The organism is Pontibacter pamirensis (genome assembly GCF_010015475.1).
Lineage (GTDB): Bacteria > Bacteroidota > Bacteroidia > Cytophagales > Hymenobacteraceae > Pontibacter > Pontibacter pamirensis.
Genome location: NZ_SSNI01000018.1, coordinates 46,349 through 62,058 on the forward strand (window position 1 = coordinate 46,349; position 15,710 = coordinate 62,058).

At 49.9% G+C, this 15,710-nt stretch carries 13 protein-coding genes; 10 read left to right on the plus strand and 3 right to left on the minus strand.

Annotation, left to right across the window (positions count from 1 at the left end; genetic code table 11):
- Positions 1 to 190 precede the first annotated feature (190 nt).
- The 9 genes from E1919_RS15570 to E1919_RS15610 all read left to right on the plus strand — a co-directional run bounded on the left by E1919_RS15570 (position 191) and on the right by E1919_RS15610 (position 11,374).
- On the plus strand, positions 191 to 1,330 hold the full coding sequence (locus tag E1919_RS15570; RefSeq protein WP_162054327.1) for a BamA/TamA family outer membrane protein: 1,140 nt from the start codon (positions 191 to 193) through the stop codon (positions 1,328 to 1,330).
- Between the two features lie 222 nt (positions 1,331 to 1,552).
- A complete protein-coding gene (locus E1919_RS15575) occupies positions 1,553 to 2,692 on the plus strand; it encodes a BamA/TamA family outer membrane protein (protein ID WP_162054328.1) in 1,140 nt (379 codons plus the stop codon).
- A 473-nt stretch (positions 2,693 to 3,165) separates the two neighbouring features.
- A complete protein-coding gene (locus E1919_RS15580; RefSeq protein ID WP_162054329.1) occupies positions 3,166 to 3,471 on the plus strand; it encodes an ArsR/SmtB family transcription factor in 306 nt (101 codons plus the stop codon).
- 107 nt (positions 3,472 to 3,578) lie between these two features.
- Complete coding sequence (locus E1919_RS15585) at positions 3,579 to 3,980, plus strand: rhodanese-like domain-containing protein (RefSeq protein ID WP_162054330.1); 402 nt, start codon at positions 3,579 to 3,581, stop codon at positions 3,978 to 3,980.
- Between the two features lie 303 nt (positions 3,981 to 4,283).
- On the plus strand, positions 4,284 to 5,510 hold the full coding sequence (locus E1919_RS15590; protein ID WP_162054331.1) for an exonuclease SbcCD subunit D C-terminal domain-containing protein: 1,227 nt from the start codon (positions 4,284 to 4,286) through the stop codon (positions 5,508 to 5,510).
- A gap of 162 nt (positions 5,511 to 5,672) precedes the next feature.
- Positions 5,673 to 9,326 (plus strand): AAA family ATPase, encoded by a 3,654-nt coding sequence (locus E1919_RS15595; RefSeq protein ID WP_162054332.1) that lies wholly within the window; start codon positions 5,673 to 5,675, stop codon positions 9,324 to 9,326.
- Between the two features lie 140 nt (positions 9,327 to 9,466).
- Positions 9,467 to 10,321 carry a thermonuclease family protein gene (locus tag E1919_RS15600; protein ID WP_162054333.1) on the plus strand — a complete coding sequence of 285 codons (855 nt, stop codon included), beginning with the start codon at positions 9,467 to 9,469 and terminating at the stop codon, positions 10,319 to 10,321.
- A gap of 35 nt (positions 10,322 to 10,356) precedes the next feature.
- Positions 10,357 to 10,758 carry a hypothetical protein gene (locus E1919_RS15605; RefSeq protein ID WP_162054334.1) on the plus strand — a complete coding sequence of 134 codons (402 nt, stop codon included), beginning with the start codon at positions 10,357 to 10,359 and terminating at the stop codon, positions 10,756 to 10,758.
- 436 nt (positions 10,759 to 11,194) lie between these two features.
- Positions 11,195 to 11,374: a hypothetical protein gene (locus E1919_RS15610; protein WP_162054335.1), complete on the plus strand. Its 180-nt coding sequence runs from the start codon at positions 11,195 to 11,197 to the stop codon at positions 11,372 to 11,374.
- Positions 11,375 to 11,496: 122 nt separating this feature from the next.
- Here E1919_RS15610 and E1919_RS15615 read toward each other — a convergent pair whose 3' ends face one another.
- A complete protein-coding gene (locus E1919_RS15615; protein WP_162054336.1) occupies positions 11,497 to 12,354 on the minus strand; it encodes a universal stress protein in 858 nt (285 codons plus the stop codon).
- A gap of 279 nt (positions 12,355 to 12,633) precedes the next feature.
- Positions 12,634 to 13,695 carry a DUF6687 family protein gene (locus E1919_RS15620; RefSeq protein WP_162054337.1) on the minus strand — a complete coding sequence of 354 codons (1,062 nt, stop codon included), beginning with the start codon at positions 13,693 to 13,695 and terminating at the stop codon, positions 12,634 to 12,636.
- Positions 13,696 to 13,854: 159 nt separating this feature from the next.
- Between E1919_RS15620 and E1919_RS15625 the strand changes: the two genes are divergently transcribed.
- Positions 13,855 to 15,315 carry a nicotinate phosphoribosyltransferase gene (locus tag E1919_RS15625; RefSeq protein ID WP_162054338.1) on the plus strand — a complete coding sequence of 487 codons (1,461 nt, stop codon included), beginning with the start codon at positions 13,855 to 13,857 and terminating at the stop codon, positions 15,313 to 15,315.
- A 1-nt stretch (position 15,316) separates the two neighbouring features.
- On the opposite strand, the gene E1919_RS15630 is transcribed toward E1919_RS15625, so the two are convergent.
- Entirely contained in the window at positions 15,317 to 15,610 is a 294-nt protein-coding gene (locus E1919_RS15630) for an HNH endonuclease (protein WP_162054339.1), read from the minus strand.
- Positions 15,611 to 15,710: the final 100 nt, after the last annotated feature.

Sequence of the window (15,710 nt, forward strand, 5' to 3'; positions counted from 1 at the left end):
AGTTTAGATATACCAAATGTAACCAAGTCGCCACAAAGTTTTGACATCATACTTTATTTTATTGCCCAAAGTGCCAGATATAGTTTATGTCAGTAGAAGACAGTATATTTAGTTGGATGAAAGTAACATCACATATTACTTTCCGGATTTAAATTCCTTTCAATTTCTTCACTTTATCAGCAGTACGCGTATGAAAAAACACCTCTCTCTCCTGCTGCTGATAAGCTGCTGCTTATTGGGCAATACTGCCACTACGCTGGCTCAAACTGCTACTGACACCACTGCCGCTAGTAGCAAGGCCAGTGAAAGTGTGAAAGGCCTTATCCCGATACCAGTGGTGTACTATACCCCCGACACCCGCCTTGGCCTGGGCGCTGCCGTAATTGGATACCTGCGCCTGAAAAGCCACACCGACTCCACCTATACCCGCCTTTCCACAGCCCGGCTTTTAGCCGATTACACGCTGAACAAGCAGATGGACCAGCAGTTGTTGTGGGAAGTGTTTACGCGGGAGGAAAAATACCTTTTGCGGGGCGAGCTGCGGCACCGGGTGTACACGGACCGCTTTTATGGTATAGGCAACAACACTGTCATCGCAGACGAAGGTAAGTATGCTTTCAACTTTGTGAGTGCCCGGTTAGGCGGGTTAAAAAACATAGGCCATCGTGTGTTTGTAGGGCTCGACTTCCTGCTGACAAACTACTACAACCTGAGTTATGACTCGCTTAGTGAGGGGCGCGAAAGCCTACTGCAAGCGCAGCAGATACCTGGCTACAAAGGCGGCCTGAACAGCGGTGCTGGCCTGGTTTTTCTGTACGATACCCGCGACAACACAGCCTATGCCAGCAGCGGCATGCTCTTCGAAGCATCTTTTTATAATTTCGGCAAAATGCTTGGTGGTGATTTTGATTACCGGAACGTCAACCTCAACTTCGGCAAGTACCTTGAAGTGCGGCCGGGGCGGGTGCTGGCCTTTAACACAGTGCTCAACCTGAACAACGGCGAGGTGCCGGTAATGCGCATGGCCACTGCCGGCGGCGACCGTATATTGCGCGGCTATGCCCGCAACAGGTTCCTCGACGATAATTTTGCCGGCACGCAGGTAGAGTACCGCTTTCCCCTGTACCGCAGATTCGGTATGGCAGCCTTCGCGGGAATAGGCGATGTGTTCGACCAGACTTCCGATGTACAATTCTCTACACTTAAATATTCTATCGGCTCCGGCCTCCGCTATGCACTCAGCAAAGAGCAGCGGCTGAACATCCGCATCGATGTGGGCTACGGTCGCGAAGGCAGCAACTTTTATATTGTAATTGGGGAGGCTTTCTAAACTGAGAAGGAGGCGGCTTTCTCAGGTAGAATTCAGGCGAACCATCTGCTTTTTAGCATAAACATGAAACTTAAACTCCCTCAAGGTTATGTATACCCAACTAATTCAAGGTAAAATCTCCTTATTCATTAAAAAAAGTAGTCCTAAACAGCTTTAGCACCCCCTGCAGCAGCAGCTTTAACGTAAGAACTTCAAAACAACCATGTTTACACGTTAACACACATGCAAAGCACCAAACAGTATCTTCTTATTGTCTCCTGCCTTACTATTCTACTTATTGCGCAACCCGCCGCTGCGCAGCAAAAGCCGCTTGCAATAGAGCAAATCGAGGCAAACAAAACAAAAAGAGGCATCATACCGGCGCCGATAGCCTACTATACTCCAAACACGAAATTTGCTTTCGGGGCCTCTGTCATCGGCTATCTGAAATTGAGAAGCAAAACAGACACCGCCTCTACCAGGCTTTCCATAGCCCGGCTATTCACCGACTTTACAACAAACAGGCAAACGCACCAGTGGCTTTTCTGGAATATTTTTACCCGGGACGAAAAGTATTTTATACGCGGTGAAATGCGTCACCGCGTCTTCCGCGACCGCTTCTTTGGCATAGGCAATGAAACGCCAGACCAAGCCGAGGAAATATTCAGATACAGTTATATAGGCGGCAGGATAGCTCCTTTAAAGAACATCGGGAACCGTGTATTTATTGGGCCCGAATTGCAGGCAACGAACTACTATGAAACGAATTTAAACCCTGCTGAAGGAGAGTCGCAAAGCCAACTGCTGACAAATCAAATACCGGGTTACAGGGGAGGCATCAATACAGGCATAGGGGTTGCCATCATAAACGACAATAGGAACAACACAGCCTTCCCGAGCAGCGGTTATTACCTGGAAGCTTCTGCACACCGTTTCAGCGAGTCCTTTGGCGGCGATTTCAATTATAACAACTATAATTTTATTGCCAGCAAATACTGGAGCCTGAAGACAGACAATGTATTTGCCGTTAATGCTGTCCTAAACCTGAACGATGGGGAAGTTCCGGTGCAAAGGCTGGCTAGTGCCGGCGGCGAGCAGATTCTGCGCAGCTATAACCGCAACCGTTTTCTTGCCAATAATTTCGCGGGCGTACAGGCAGAGTACCGCTTTCCGCTTTTCTGGCGCCTGGGTATGGTTGCCTTTGCGGGAGCAGGAGATGTCTTCAATGAGTTTTCCGAAACAAGCTTATCCTCCCTGAAGTATTCTGTTGGTACCGGCTTCCGGTTAAGACTGCTCCCGGAAGAGAAACTCCACTCCCGGCTGGACATAGGCTATGGCCGGGCAGGGTTTGCTGTTCAGGTAGGTATAGGCGAAGCATTTTAATAGCGGATGTACGCGCTGCCGGCGTAAGGCCGGGCTTCGTCGTTTGTACATATCTGGTGGCATAAACAGGTTCAGCAGCGCCACTGGAATATTTTATTTAGCGCTTTTATTATAAAAGCCTAACAGGAACTTCCCGAACAGTTTCGACACCATCTATACTGATGAAACATACAAGGAGCCCGCTGAGAACCTTGGCCAGAACGTTATAGCTGACTGGTACGACCGCAATGGCGTAGGCGAAAACGACCACTATACGCAACTTGGAGACCTGTACCGGTTGATGTCTGTTGAGGAGAAGCAGAACACTAAAAGCAGTACTGGTATTGCCAGTGCTGCTTTTCTTTTTTTACCGTTGCTTTTCAAGGGAAACAAGTCACAAATGCAGGAAAAAATGAACTTCGATGGTGCTTTAGCTGTATGTTTTAATATATGAATACATGGCCATATATTTTGCCACCCAATTGCACCTCTGTATGGATAACCTAAGAGTCAGGATCGACAAAAAAAAATTGGAAAAGGCCGCTTACGTTCTCAAGTGCCTGGCCCACCCCATGCGCATAAGCATCATTGACTTGCTGGAGCAGCGCAACCGGCTCACTGTTACCCAACTGCAGGAAGTCCTGAAAATTGAGCAGTCTCTCCTCTCTCACCACCTCATTAACATGCGAGACAAAGGCATCGTCAGCACGCACCGGGAGGGCAAATACATCTACTACTCTCTCACCGATACAACACTTACAGAAATTATTGACCTTATTAACAGGGGCAAAGCATTTTAAAACGTGTCAATTCATTGAATTGAATTTAAAAGCCATACATGCATGATTCTGCTCTATAATTTCTAAATTTGATACGAGTTACATCTGAAGTATTTATACATATACCCATGAAAGCCATACTGTTAGTCTTTATCATTCTTGTCTCTTTCAGTTGTACCGGTCCACAGCATAGTACGCCGGTGGAGGTCCAGAACCTGAGCACTCAGGAGTTTAAAAGGCAGCGCATGAGTGGCAAAACCATGGTGGTGGATGTGCGCACGCCGGAAGAATTTACCGATGGCCACCTGACTGGCGCTATCAACTCAGATTACAGAGGCGGGGATTTTGCCGAAGAGATAAAAACTTGGAAGAAGGATAAAGTCTATTATCTATACTGTGCCTCCGGAAACCGCAGCGGCAAAGCTGCTGAACTAATGAAGGAAGCAGGGTTTCAGCACATCTATAACATTGGCGGCTTTCAAAGTTTAAAAGAAGCAGGTTTACCTACTGAACAAGGTGTGGATGAGTAAGTTGAATATGATAGGATTAAGGGCAGGAGTAGATGTATACTCCTGCCCTTGTTGTTTTAAGCAAACATTTTCTACTGCCCTCTACTGTTCTTCCGGATATCTGTATCTGTAAACCACCTGCCGGGGACATTGGTTTCCCCATACAACAATGCCTAGTTGAAAACCATAACAGCAAGAAAAACTTCTACCGGCTACAAATTATTCTAATTGTTAATAACCTGTTGATAAATGCTTTTCCCTCAACTTGTATTATGCCTGCCTCCTGCTGTATCTTAGAGCTGAATAGGAGACAAGAAAAGGGATATGCGCGTACTACACACTTCAGACTGGCACCTGGGCCAGCGCCTCGTTAACCTCGAACGGACAGAAGAACATCAGTATTTCCTGAACTGGCTGCTGCAAACCATTGAGCAGGAGCAGGTAGAGGTGCTTATTATGGCCGGCGATGTGTTCGACAACGGAGCCCCTTCCAACACCGCCCTGAAACTGTACTATGACTTTCTGCGGAGAGTATGCGCCACCTGCTGCCGCCATATCATCATTACGGGTGGTAACCACGATTCCGTTTCTACCCTGAACGCCCCACGGGAGCTGCTGGAATGCTTCAATATTTACGTGATTGGTGGTGCCACACCTGACCCGCTGGACGAGTTAATCGAATTGCGAAACACGCAGGGTCAGTTGGAATTGGTAGTGTGTGCTGTGCCCTTCCTCCGCGACCGCGACATCAGGCTATCTGTGGCCGGAGAAAGCTATGAGGAGCGGGAGCAGCGCATCAAAGAAGGTATAGCAGCGCATTACGAGGCTTTTGTGCCGCATCTGCACCAGTACAAGGAGCAAGGCATACCTGTGGTAGCAACAGGCCATTTGTTTGCTGCTGGCAGCACCGCCTGCGACAGTGAGAAAGAGATACATGTGGGCAACCTCGGGCAGATCGGCGCAGAACAGTTCCCGAAGGAGTTCGACTATGTGGCCCTCGGCCACTTGCACCGTCCGCAGCAGGTAAACAAGCGCCATCACATCCGCTACTCTGGTTCTCCCATTCCCCTTTCCTTCAGCGAGGTAACCGACAGGAAAGTCAATTACGTGCTGGATTTTGAAGGTGGCAAACTAGCCGACCTAAAGGAGTTGGAGATACCCTGCTGCCGTAAATTAGTGCGCTTCAAAGGTTCTTTGGAGAAGGTGAAGCAGCAACTGGCAGTGTATGATAACAGTGACTATACTTTAACCGCCTGGGCCGAGATACAGGTAGAACTCGACACGCCCCTCCCCGACCTGAACCAGCAACTGGAGGAGGTACTGTCACTAAAGCCGGAGATACAGTTGCTCATCCACCGCCCGCCCCTTATCAAGGCCGCAACGCAAACGCTGGAACAGCAGGTGCACGAAGAAATGGACCTGCACACCCTCCGCGAAAAAGACGTGTTCCTCAAACGCTGCGAAAGCGCCTATCCTGACAGTGACTATTCTGAACTGGTGGCTACCTTTTCTGAACTGCTGGAGCTAATGGAACAGGTGGAGGAGAGTTAAAGAAGTTAAAAGTTAGAAGGTTAAAGAGTTAGAAAGTTAACATAGACCTCGCAGCGTGCGCAGCTCCTGCGAGGTATAGCACACTACGCAGCAAAAGCCGAACTCTAAAGTCATGTTCGATTAGCACTTGCGCCAGATAAACAAAAGCAAACAAGTACACCCATGAAAATCCTTTCTGTCCGTTTCCAGAACCTGAACTCGCTGAAGGGTGAGCATGAAATCCGCTTTGACCAGAGCCCGCTGGCCGATGCAGGATTATTTGCCATCACAGGCCAGACCGGTGCCGGCAAAACCACCATACTGGATGCCATCACAGTGGGCTTGTATGGATTGGTGCATCGCCATAGTAGTGATAAGCCACTGGAGCTGATGACACGCCACACAGCAGAGGCCTTTTCGGAGGTGGAGTTTGAGGCGAACGGCCAGCGCTACCGCTCGCGCTGGCACATCCGCCGCAGCCGGGGCAAAGCAGACGGCAACATGCAGCCGGTGCACATGGAGCTGTGCGACCTGGAGGATGACAAACCATTTGATCTGAAGCCGAGCCAGGTGCCCGACAGAGTAGCTGAAGTCTGCGGACTGGATTACAACCAGTTCCTCCGCTCCGTCATGCTGTCGCAGGGAGACTTTGCGCGTTTTCTGAAGGCAAACCCGAATGAACGCAGCAACCTCTTAGAGAAAATCACTGACACTGGCATTTATTCCGAGATTTCTAAATCAGCCTTTGAAAAGGCAAAGACCGAGCGACAAAAGCGCGAAGCGTTGGAGCGCCGCCTGCAGGACAGCAAGCTACTACCCGAAGAACAGCGCCAGGCATATGAGCAAAGCGTTGCAGAGCTAAAGGAGCAGGAAGCAGTATTTCAGAAGGAAATCAACCTTGTGCAGGAACAGCTGCAGTGGCTGCAGCAGGTAAAGCAACTACAGTCCAGGAAACAGCAGCACGAGGCGGCCCTTCAGGTACAGGAGCAGAAGCTGCAACAACTGCAACCCGATTTCCGGAAGCTGCAGCAGCATGAACAGGCAAACCAGTATGTGGGCGAACTAACAGAGATTAAAGCTGCCAACAGCAAGGTGACAGAAGTACAGGAGCAGCTCCTGACACTGGAAAAGCAGTTACCAGTACTGGAGGCGGAGTTGGAGTTGGCCGGAAAGGTGGCCACGGATGCCGGTAAAGCTTATCTGCAGCAAGAGGAAAAGCTTCAAAAGCTGGAGCCACTCCTGGAGCAGGTTACCAGGCTGGACCACCAGCTAAACGCTGTTCGGGATAATTACACAAAAGATAAGTCAACTTATCAGCAATTTGAGGCAGCCCTGAAGCAGGAACAGGCGCTGTTGCCCGAAAAGCAACAGGAGCTGGAAAAGCTGACGCAGGAGGCCACCGCACTCAAAGGCTGGCTGGAGACCAACCAGCACCTGCAGGACTTGCGGGAAAATCTGCCTGAGTTCCGGCGGACCCTGAAAGACCTGCAGGAAGTGGAGCAAAAGTTAAATACCAACCAGAAAGAGCAGCAGGAGCTACAAAGCCAACGCGCGCAGGAGGCGCACCAGGTAAAGCAACTTATACAGGCACAGGAGCAACAGCAGGCACAACAAAAAGAGCTGGAAAAGCAAAAGAAGGAAAAGCTGACACAGCTGCAGGAAATTCTCTCCGACAAAAGCATGGAGGAACTGGAGCAGGCGGCACAGGCCCAGCCGGCAGTGCTGGCTCGGTACGAACGCCTGGCTGAATTAGCTCAACAGCATGCTGTGTTGCAGCAGAAACTGAAAAGCCTTCAGAACCAAATTGCAGAGCAGGAGCAGGAAACAGCTTCACACAAAACAAAATTAGAGGAAACGCAACGAAGCCACACAGCTGCCGCAGAACGGCTGGAAGACCTTCAGAAGCTGGTGGTTTTACAGCAGCGCATCCAGGAGTATGAGCAGGCGCGACATACCCTGAAACCGGAGGAGCCTTGTCCTTTGTGCGGCTCTGAACATCATCCTTTTGTAGAAGGTGCCTATAGCATCAACCTAACGGAAGAAGAGCAGAAAAGAGACAGTCAACAGGCCTTGGTAGCGAAACTTCAGCGCAACATCCACACACTGCAATTGCAAATCAGTGCGCTGCAGCCAAAACTACAGTTAGCTGCACAGGCGAAAGCAGAAGCTGCGTCAGAAGAGGAACGCCTGCAACTTAGCTTTATCCAGTTAGGAGAAGGCATTGCCTTAAACCTGACAATCGATGAAGCCGCTAAGCTTACAGAACTGCTACAGAATGAAAAGCAGGCGCTGGACCAGCTGCATAAGACATTGGCGCAGGCCCGCAACCTGAGCCGCGAAACCGAGGCTGTAAACCAGCAACTAATGCAGCTACGCGAGGCGCAGGTACAGGCGCAGGGCAAATACGCCCAGTTGCAACACTCTGATAAGCTGCTGCAAACGCAGCTGCAAAAGCTTCAGGATGCCTTACAGGAGTTTCAGGAGCAGCAACAGGCACATACAGAGATAACAGAGTCTTTTGCAGCCACATATCGCTTAGTCTACAAGCCGGAGGCAAAACAAGAGCTCCTTCAAACGCTGGAGCAGCAGGCAGCTGCGCACCAGCAGAAACAGCAGGCACTGGAGCAGATGCGTGAAAAGTATATTGAACTGAAAGAGCAGGTAAAAGCCCTGCAGACGAAGGTACAGGAGAAAGAGCAGGAGTTGAAAGAGCGCCAGGAAAACCTGAGGCTGGAACACGTGAAACTGACAAAGCTGAAGGAAACACGCACGCAGCTTTTCGGTGAAAAAGCTCCACAGCAGGAGCGGCAGATGGCCCAGCAGGAACTCCGCCATCTTTCTAATCAGGCAGAAGAAGCCCGTTCAAAATATCAAAAAAAACAACAGCAGCTGCAGGAGGCACGGCAACGACGAAAAGAGTGCACCTCCAAACATCAGCAAAATAAGTCTGTGCTCGACAGGCTGCGCGATGCCTTGCTGCAGGTGTTGCAGCAGAAAGGCATCGCGACCATTGAGGTCCTTAGCCAGATGTTGCTGGAACGGGACGAAGCAGACCGTTTGGCTAACCTGAAAGCCCAGACAGAGAAGCACCTGACAGAAATTCGTAAATCCCTGAGCGATGTGCGGCACGACCTGGAGATAACGCAGGCGAAACAGCTTACTTCAGAAAGCACGGAAATACTGCAAAAAACATCCGAAGACAAAAAGCAGCAACAACGGGAGTTGATTGAGCAGCGCGCCCGCTACCAGCAACTGTTAGAGCAGGACGCAGCGCAACGCGCCAAAAACAAAGAACTGGCCGAGCAGCTGCAAACACAGCAACTGGTATGCAACCGCTGGGACCAACTAGCCGAACTGATTGGCTCTGCAGATGGAAATAAATTCAGCCGTTTTGCCCAAGGCCTGACCCTGGCCAGGCTCGTTGAACTTGCCAACCGCCACCTGCAAAAGCTCAACGACCGCTACCGCATCCTCAAATCCTCAGACGAGGACCTGGAGCTGCTGATAGTGGACACGTACCAGGCCGAAGCCATCCGACCGATGAACACGCTGTCGGGCGGTGAGAGCTTTCTGGTTAGCCTGGCGCTGGCGCTGGGCCTCTCCGACCTCGCAGGTCGCCGTACTCAGATAAACTCGCTGTTTATTGACGAAGGGTTCGGCACACTGGACGCTGAGACACTGGATGCTGCCATATCTACCCTGGAAAATTTACAGGCTGGTGGCAAAATGATAGGCATCATCTCGCATGTCGAGGCGCTGAAAGAGCGCATCGGCACCCAGATACGCGTGCAAAAGAAAGCCGGAGGTGTGAGCAAGGTGGAAATTGTGGGGTGGTAAGCAGTATGTAGAAAGCTAATGAATATGGCAGAGAAATCGAGAAGAAGCCATTTGTAATATGGCTCATCCAAAAAAGATAAATAGCAGCATTATTTTTCTCCGTTGCACATGTGTATTTTTGTATAAGCCCATACATACGCATGAGAAAACATTTTCACTTCCTGCTTATTCTTGCGCTCTGTGCAACCATCTCCTGCAGGCAGAGCAGCCGGGACGAGGCCCAGGAGCAGTTCAGGCAGCGGCAACAGGCGATACTGGAGCGCAACGAAAATCTGCCTGATTCTTTACCTGCCGAAACTACTGCGGAAGAAACTACTACAACTGAGGAGACAGCCGATACAGCGCCTGACAGACCCTCCACAACTGCCGGAGATAAAGTGATTGGTATAAAAGACGGTGACACAATCGAGCTGCTGCGCAATGGTCAGTCGGAAACTGTGCGGCTATATGGCGTGGACACACCGGAGAAAAAGCAGGCCTATGGAGAAAGAGCAAGGCAATTCACCTCAGACCTGGCGTTTGGCAAAACAGTCCGCCTGATAGTGCATAACAAGGACAGGTATGGCCGCACCGTCGGGACTATTATGCTACCCGATGGGCGCAATCTAAACGAGGAACTGGTAAAAAGCGGCTATGCCTGGCACTATGCAGCTTACTCAAAGGACATGAACCTGGCAAATGCTGAGGTTGATGCCAGGCGGTTTAAGCGCGGCCTGTGGCAGGACCCAAACCCGGTAGCTCCCTGGGATTTCCGGAAAGAGAAGCGTAGCGGGAACAACAACACCTCCGAAGCTTCTGCCAGCACAGCACCTATACCGGCAGGTGCCACCAAACGCACCGTATACCTCTGTAACAGCAGCGGTTCCGCCGTATACCACCTCACCGAAACCTGCCACGTGCTGAAGCGTTGCAAGCAGGATATACTAGCTGTAACGGAGGCCGCCGCTATCAGGGAGTATGACCGTAGAGCCGACAAGGCCTGCAGCAAACTATAAAAATATTTACCTTTGGTAAACCGCCATCAAGTACAATGAACTTCACCCTACCAACCAAAGTAGCCAGCGCTTGTAGAAATGCACTCCTGCTGGCAGTAACGTGTATTTTTTTTGCATGCCAGGAAACAGTTGAGACTGATGACACCCCTCAATCAGAAGCTGCAACTTCCGTTGCTGGGGCAGATACCACAGAGACCAGACCAGCTCCTGATTTTTTTATTATTCCGCCGGATTTGGCAGAAAAGCGTGTCTGGATCTGTGAAAACGCATCGTCAGATATATTCCATGTGCAGCACGATTGTCCGCTGCTGGTGGAGTGCAAAGGCAATTTCCGAAATGTGATAATTCCCCGTGCCATTGAAACATACGGCCGCTACAATTGCCAGGTATGTAGCGAAGATTTAGATCATATCTTCGATGAAGATATGGTAAGATAGCATAAGCTAATAGAAACTTCGAAGCCCCTGCCCAGTTTGATGACAAGCTAGGCAGGGGCTTTCGCATAAATTGTCTTTAGCAACCGGCATTGCCCTTTTATCTGTTGAATCGGCAGGCTGCACTGTTGTAGAACAGGAGTGGAAGGTACCTTTTCTCTTCTATTTCCGGTCGCAGCCATTGCTATACCACAGCATGTATGATGGAGGGAAATATCAACCTTTCACCTGCAAGAAATCAGGCACTTATGAACAACACAATCAATTTCCCGTACATCATATTTCCTTTGCCCGAATAAGCGGGCATTGAACTTCCTTGTGAATCAAGGTGTTAGACACTGAACACTTCAATGTTCGTACATTTTATTGCTTATACGGAAGCTTTAATTTTAATTTGTAGCCCTGAAACTTAATGTGGCAGGTATTAATCAGTTTAGTCATGGAAAAGAAAATACAGCTAGAAATAACAGACCAGGAACTGTCTCGGCTTGAGGAGACGGTAAATGTGATGATATATAAGTTACAAAAAGATTGGTGTGAAGGTGAGGACGTGCTGCAGTACAAGAGTTTATTAGCCAAACTGCAGTCCGCTTTCAACCACGGAGAGGCTGTACGTTAATGCTGTTCTGCTCCAGGAACAGCATGCATATACTTCTATTCAAAGTTTAACAATACTAATTCTAACGGCAAAGGCTTCGCTGTAAAAGCGGGGCCTTTGCCGTTATGAACAAGATGTTATGCTTACTTTGTTTTCTGGCCATGCAGCACTAACAGGGGCACTTCTGCCTGGTATGTGAGCCGCTCCGCCAGACTCTGCGTGAACAGCTCCCGCAGAAACCCCTTTTTTCGTCTTACAATAGCCAGTACTTCACCGCCTGCTTTTTTGAAGTAGGCCTTCAGCCCCTCATCGCGGTGCTTGTTCGTGATTTCCTGAAAATTAAGCGGCACATTCGGAAACAGTTTCTGAAGCTCAGCCCAAAAATGCTCCGCCTCTTCGCTATGGGTCGCCTCCTGCGACTTCACTACGTGCACCACATCTATCTGAGATCCGAAAAAGCTGCCAAGATTCACAACCTGCTTTAAGGCGTTTCTGTCTTCTTCGCTATAGTCAGAGGCATATACTATTTTCTCGAAGCTGGGTGTCGGCGCCGTGGCAGGTATAGAGAGCACCGGGCTTTTCACTTCCTCAATCACCGCTTCGGTGTTACTTCCAATCAACAACTCCTCCATCGTATTGTCTAAACCGGTTGTGCCCATCACAATCAGTTCATAGCCCCCGGAGGCTGTTAGTTCGTTTGCTATGTCTGTTAGCAGCGCCTCTTTAAGAATATAGTCGCACGTGAACCCCCCATCACGGTTTGCGCCATATTTATTTTCCACTTCAAGAACCAAGGCGTCCAACTTTACAGCAGCATCGCGCTTCTGCTCCCCCAGCAGTTCGCTCGCTACCAAAGCTGTTTCAGATGTATCCACAATTGGCAGGTGCAGCACGTGTAGCAGCGACAAGTGCGCCCCCGCATGCTGCGCTATGTAAACAGCATATTCAATTGCCCTCCCTGAGGTTTCCGAGAAGTCAACGGGGCATAGAATTCTTTCCATATTGTACGTTGTGTTGTTAGGTTTAGCTTGTGAATATATCACTATTTTACGATGTATACGAAAAGAACTACAAGAGATAGCAGTTTTAAAATCAATCCTTTATGTACTGCCTTTAAACCCACATTTTTAGCTGAGTCCATGCACTTAGCAGGGCTTACCTGATGTAAAAATGCCTTTTAACCGGAAGCATTCTGGCTTCCGGTTAAAAGGCATGGGAGCAGGAACTATGGCAACCATGTATCTAAAATGAATAGGTGCTTGAGATGGGGCAGCTACAGACTATGCCTGCTTGTTCAGGTCCTTTACTTCTTTCCAGGTCCAGTTATACCGGGGCTGGATACTTTTGTAGTTTTCCTGATAGTAGCTTACAACTTCGTTCTTTAGCTGCGCTACAGGTATGGATGAAGTATAGATTTCACGTTCTGTCGGATTATCGTAGGATTCCGCACGGGTTAGCTTATCGCTACCCAGGCGCAACAAGGGGCCGGTTTCTGTGATGGCGTCGTGGGTCCAGCGACGGCCGGAAGTTTCCAATTGGTTCAGGCGCTCTGCCAGTAGCGCCATGTTCAGGCGGGGCAGCGTAGGCCGGGAGGTGATGTCAACCCAGGTGGTATATTTGTACTCCAGTTCATATTTATTCTGATCGTAGCAAGCCAAAACCATGTCAAAGCCCTGTGTGCGGCTGAAGAGGGCGTAGTAATGCACGGGGTGCGGCGTTTGGATGATGATCAGACCAATCTCAGGATGGCGCGTTATTTTGGTGTCTGGTTTATACATGTCGCGGTAACCCAGCAATACACTTCCCACTTCATCTTCCCAGGCGCCTCTCTCCCAGTCCGGGTCCTGCAGCACGCTGCCGAATTCCCGTAGAAAGTACGTGAACTTTTGCACACACTGTGCCGCTTCCTTTTCTTCTGCTTCGTCGGCGGCAAAAGGTTTGTAAAACAGCTCCCGCTCTTTGGCATTGATCCAGCACACCAGTTTCAGGGCCTCTCCTGCCAGTGGGTGGTTCAAGTCAAATTCCCTAAAATCCCCGATTACAGCCATTTGCCGCAGCAGTTCCTCGTGCTCCAATGCTTGCTCCGGGTTAAGCAGCGCCCACACCCCCACAAAACCATCTATATCGAAATGATTCGCTGACACAAAGGGCAAATCCAATGCGGGCATGTTCTGCCGCAGGGCATGCAAAACAATGGCAGCGCTGGTATCGTCCTGTACAGCAGCAGGTGTTGGCGCACCCTTCCAGTGCGACAGCATCACGCCGTTGGCATGGGTGCTGTCTACCACGATGGCTTTTTTATTTTTAACCTTTGAAAAAGGAATGAATTGTTTTTTCTGCATGACCTAAAATTGCATCCGTCAGCATTCAGACGCAAATTGTTGATTTGTTTAATTGCTGAATCACTAAATTGCCGGTCTGTAGAACAGAAATAAGCACTAAACTAATTCAAGCTGCTAAAGTAATGGCAGCAACTGCTTCTTCATCACTAATTCCCCGACATGTCTTTAAAAGATATTTACGCAACCTCCCTCACCCTGCTCACTGACTTTTACCAGCTTACCATGGCGTACGGCTACTGGAAAAAAGGTATGGCAGAGCAGGAAGCAGTTTTCCATTTATACTTCCGGAAGAACCCGTTCAAAGGAGGATATACCATTGCCGCTGGTTTAGAGCATGCGGTGCAGTATTTACAGGAGCTACAGTTTCGGGAGGAGGATTTGAAGTATTTATCCGGCCTGAAGGGAAACCAGGGGCAGCCGCTTTTTGAGCAGGATTTTATACAGTACCTGCAGGATCTCAAGTTCACCTGTAGTGTAGATGCCATTCCGGAAGGCACTGCCGTGTTTCCGAATGAGCCCCTGGTGCGGGTAAGAGGGCCGTTGCTGCAGGCGCAGCTCATCGAAACACCGCTGCTCACCCTCATCAACTTCGAAACCCTGATAGCGACCAAGGCTGCCCGCATTGCCGATGCCGCCAAAGGAGACGCAGTCATTGAGTTCGGCATGCGCCGCGCGCAGGGCATCGACGGCTCCCTATCCGCCTCAAGAGCAGCTTATATAGGCGGCACCAGCGCCACCTCTAACTTGCTGGCGGGCCAGCTATACGGTATACCCGTAAGGGGTACACATGCCCACAGCTGGGTGCAGGCTTTCGACTCGGAGGAGGAGGCTTTTGCCGCTTACGGAGAAGCGTTTCCGCAGGATTCTGTTTTCCTGGTGGATACTTACAATACCCTGCAAGGTGTAAAGAATGCCATTGAAACAGCCAGGAAGCTTCAGCCGAAAGGCTTCAAGTTTGGCGGCATCCGCCTTGACTCCGGCGACCTGACTTACCTGAGTATAGAAGCCCGTAAACTGCTGGACAGAGCTGGCTTCACAGACACCAACATTGTGGCCAGCAACGACCTGGATGAGCACATCATCACGAGCCTGAAGCACGAGGGCTCCAAAGTGAATGTATGGGGCATAGGCACCAAAATGGTAACCGCTTACGACCAGCCTGCCCTTGGTGGTGTGTACAAACTGGCAGCCCTAAAGCAACCGGACGGCAACTGGGAATATAAAGTGAAGCTGTCGGAGCAGCGGGCGAAAACGTCAAACCCGGGTATACTGCAGGTGCGCCGGTTTTATGATAAAAGCGGCAATATGGCAGATATGATTTACAACGAACTGCAGCCGCTGCCGGAGCAACTCCAGATTGTGGACCCGCTGGACAGCACCCGCCGCAAAACCATTTCACCGGGAACAGCTTCTGAAGTATTGCTAATACCCGTATTTAAAGAAGGGCAACTGATTTATACGCTGCCAGACCTGGCCACCATCAAAGCCCGGACAAAAGCACAACTGGACAGGCTGCACGAAAGTATACGCCGTTACCTGAACCCGCACAACTACCCGGCTGGTTTAGAGGAAAGCCTGCACCAATACAAAACAGATCTCATTTTAAAGCTGAGAAGCTAACTCACCGCCGCTTCTTGCCTCTCCTGTTAGAGATGCGCTGGATGCGTTTTCCCCGCACCCACTTCAGGTATTTCTGCAGCGGCTCCGCCTTTTGCAGGGCAGGTATACTATTGTATGCAGTTGCTAAGTCGCGGTTGGTGAAGGTAAGGTGAATGGTGCTGTGGCAGGGCTGGCAAAGCTCAGCGGTGGCACCATAACGGCCTCCCTCTTCCCGCGGAACGAGGTGGTGCCGAGACAGGTTTTGCACCTCTCTCTCACAAAGTTCACAAACCGTCTCATCCTGCTTCTTCGCCATAGTTTTGATTACGTGTACCAGATGTTTCTCTTTCAGAAAACAATCAAGCCACGATGATAGTTTAAAGAGGTTCTTCCTAAAAGAGCAGGTTTATGCTTAC

Excerpts from the sequence above, each read along its gene's own strand:
- E1919_RS15570 (WP_162054327.1), top strand. The coding sequence starts at position 191 with ATGAAAAAACACCTCTCTCTCCTGCTGCTGATAAGCTGCTGCTTATTG.
- E1919_RS15575 (WP_162054328.1), top strand. The coding sequence starts at position 1,553 with ATGCAAAGCACCAAACAGTATCTTCTTATTGTCTCCTGCCTTACTATT.
- E1919_RS15580 (WP_162054329.1), top strand. The coding sequence starts at position 3,166 with ATGGATAACCTAAGAGTCAGGATCGACAAAAAAAAATTGGAAAAGGCC.
- E1919_RS15585 (WP_162054330.1), top strand. The coding sequence starts at position 3,579 with ATGAAAGCCATACTGTTAGTCTTTATCATTCTTGTCTCTTTCAGTTGT.
- E1919_RS15590 (WP_162054331.1), top strand. The coding sequence starts at position 4,284 with ATGCGCGTACTACACACTTCAGACTGGCACCTGGGCCAGCGCCTCGTT.
- E1919_RS15595 (WP_162054332.1), top strand. The coding sequence starts at position 5,673 with ATGAAAATCCTTTCTGTCCGTTTCCAGAACCTGAACTCGCTGAAGGGT.
- E1919_RS15600 (WP_162054333.1), top strand. The coding sequence starts at position 9,467 with ATGAGAAAACATTTTCACTTCCTGCTTATTCTTGCGCTCTGTGCAACC.
- E1919_RS15605 (WP_162054334.1), top strand. The coding sequence starts at position 10,357 with ATGAACTTCACCCTACCAACCAAAGTAGCCAGCGCTTGTAGAAATGCA.
- E1919_RS15610 (WP_162054335.1), top strand. The coding sequence starts at position 11,195 with ATGGAAAAGAAAATACAGCTAGAAATAACAGACCAGGAACTGTCTCGG.
- E1919_RS15615 (WP_162054336.1), bottom strand. The coding sequence starts at position 12,354 with ATGGAAAGAATTCTATGCCCCGTTGACTTCTCGGAAACCTCAGGGAGG.
- E1919_RS15620 (WP_162054337.1), bottom strand. The coding sequence starts at position 13,695 with ATGCAGAAAAAACAATTCATTCCTTTTTCAAAGGTTAAAAATAAAAAA.
- E1919_RS15625 (WP_162054338.1), top strand. The coding sequence starts at position 13,855 with ATGTCTTTAAAAGATATTTACGCAACCTCCCTCACCCTGCTCACTGAC.
- E1919_RS15630 (WP_162054339.1), bottom strand. The coding sequence starts at position 15,610 with ATGGCGAAGAAGCAGGATGAGACGGTTTGTGAACTTTGTGAGAGAGAG.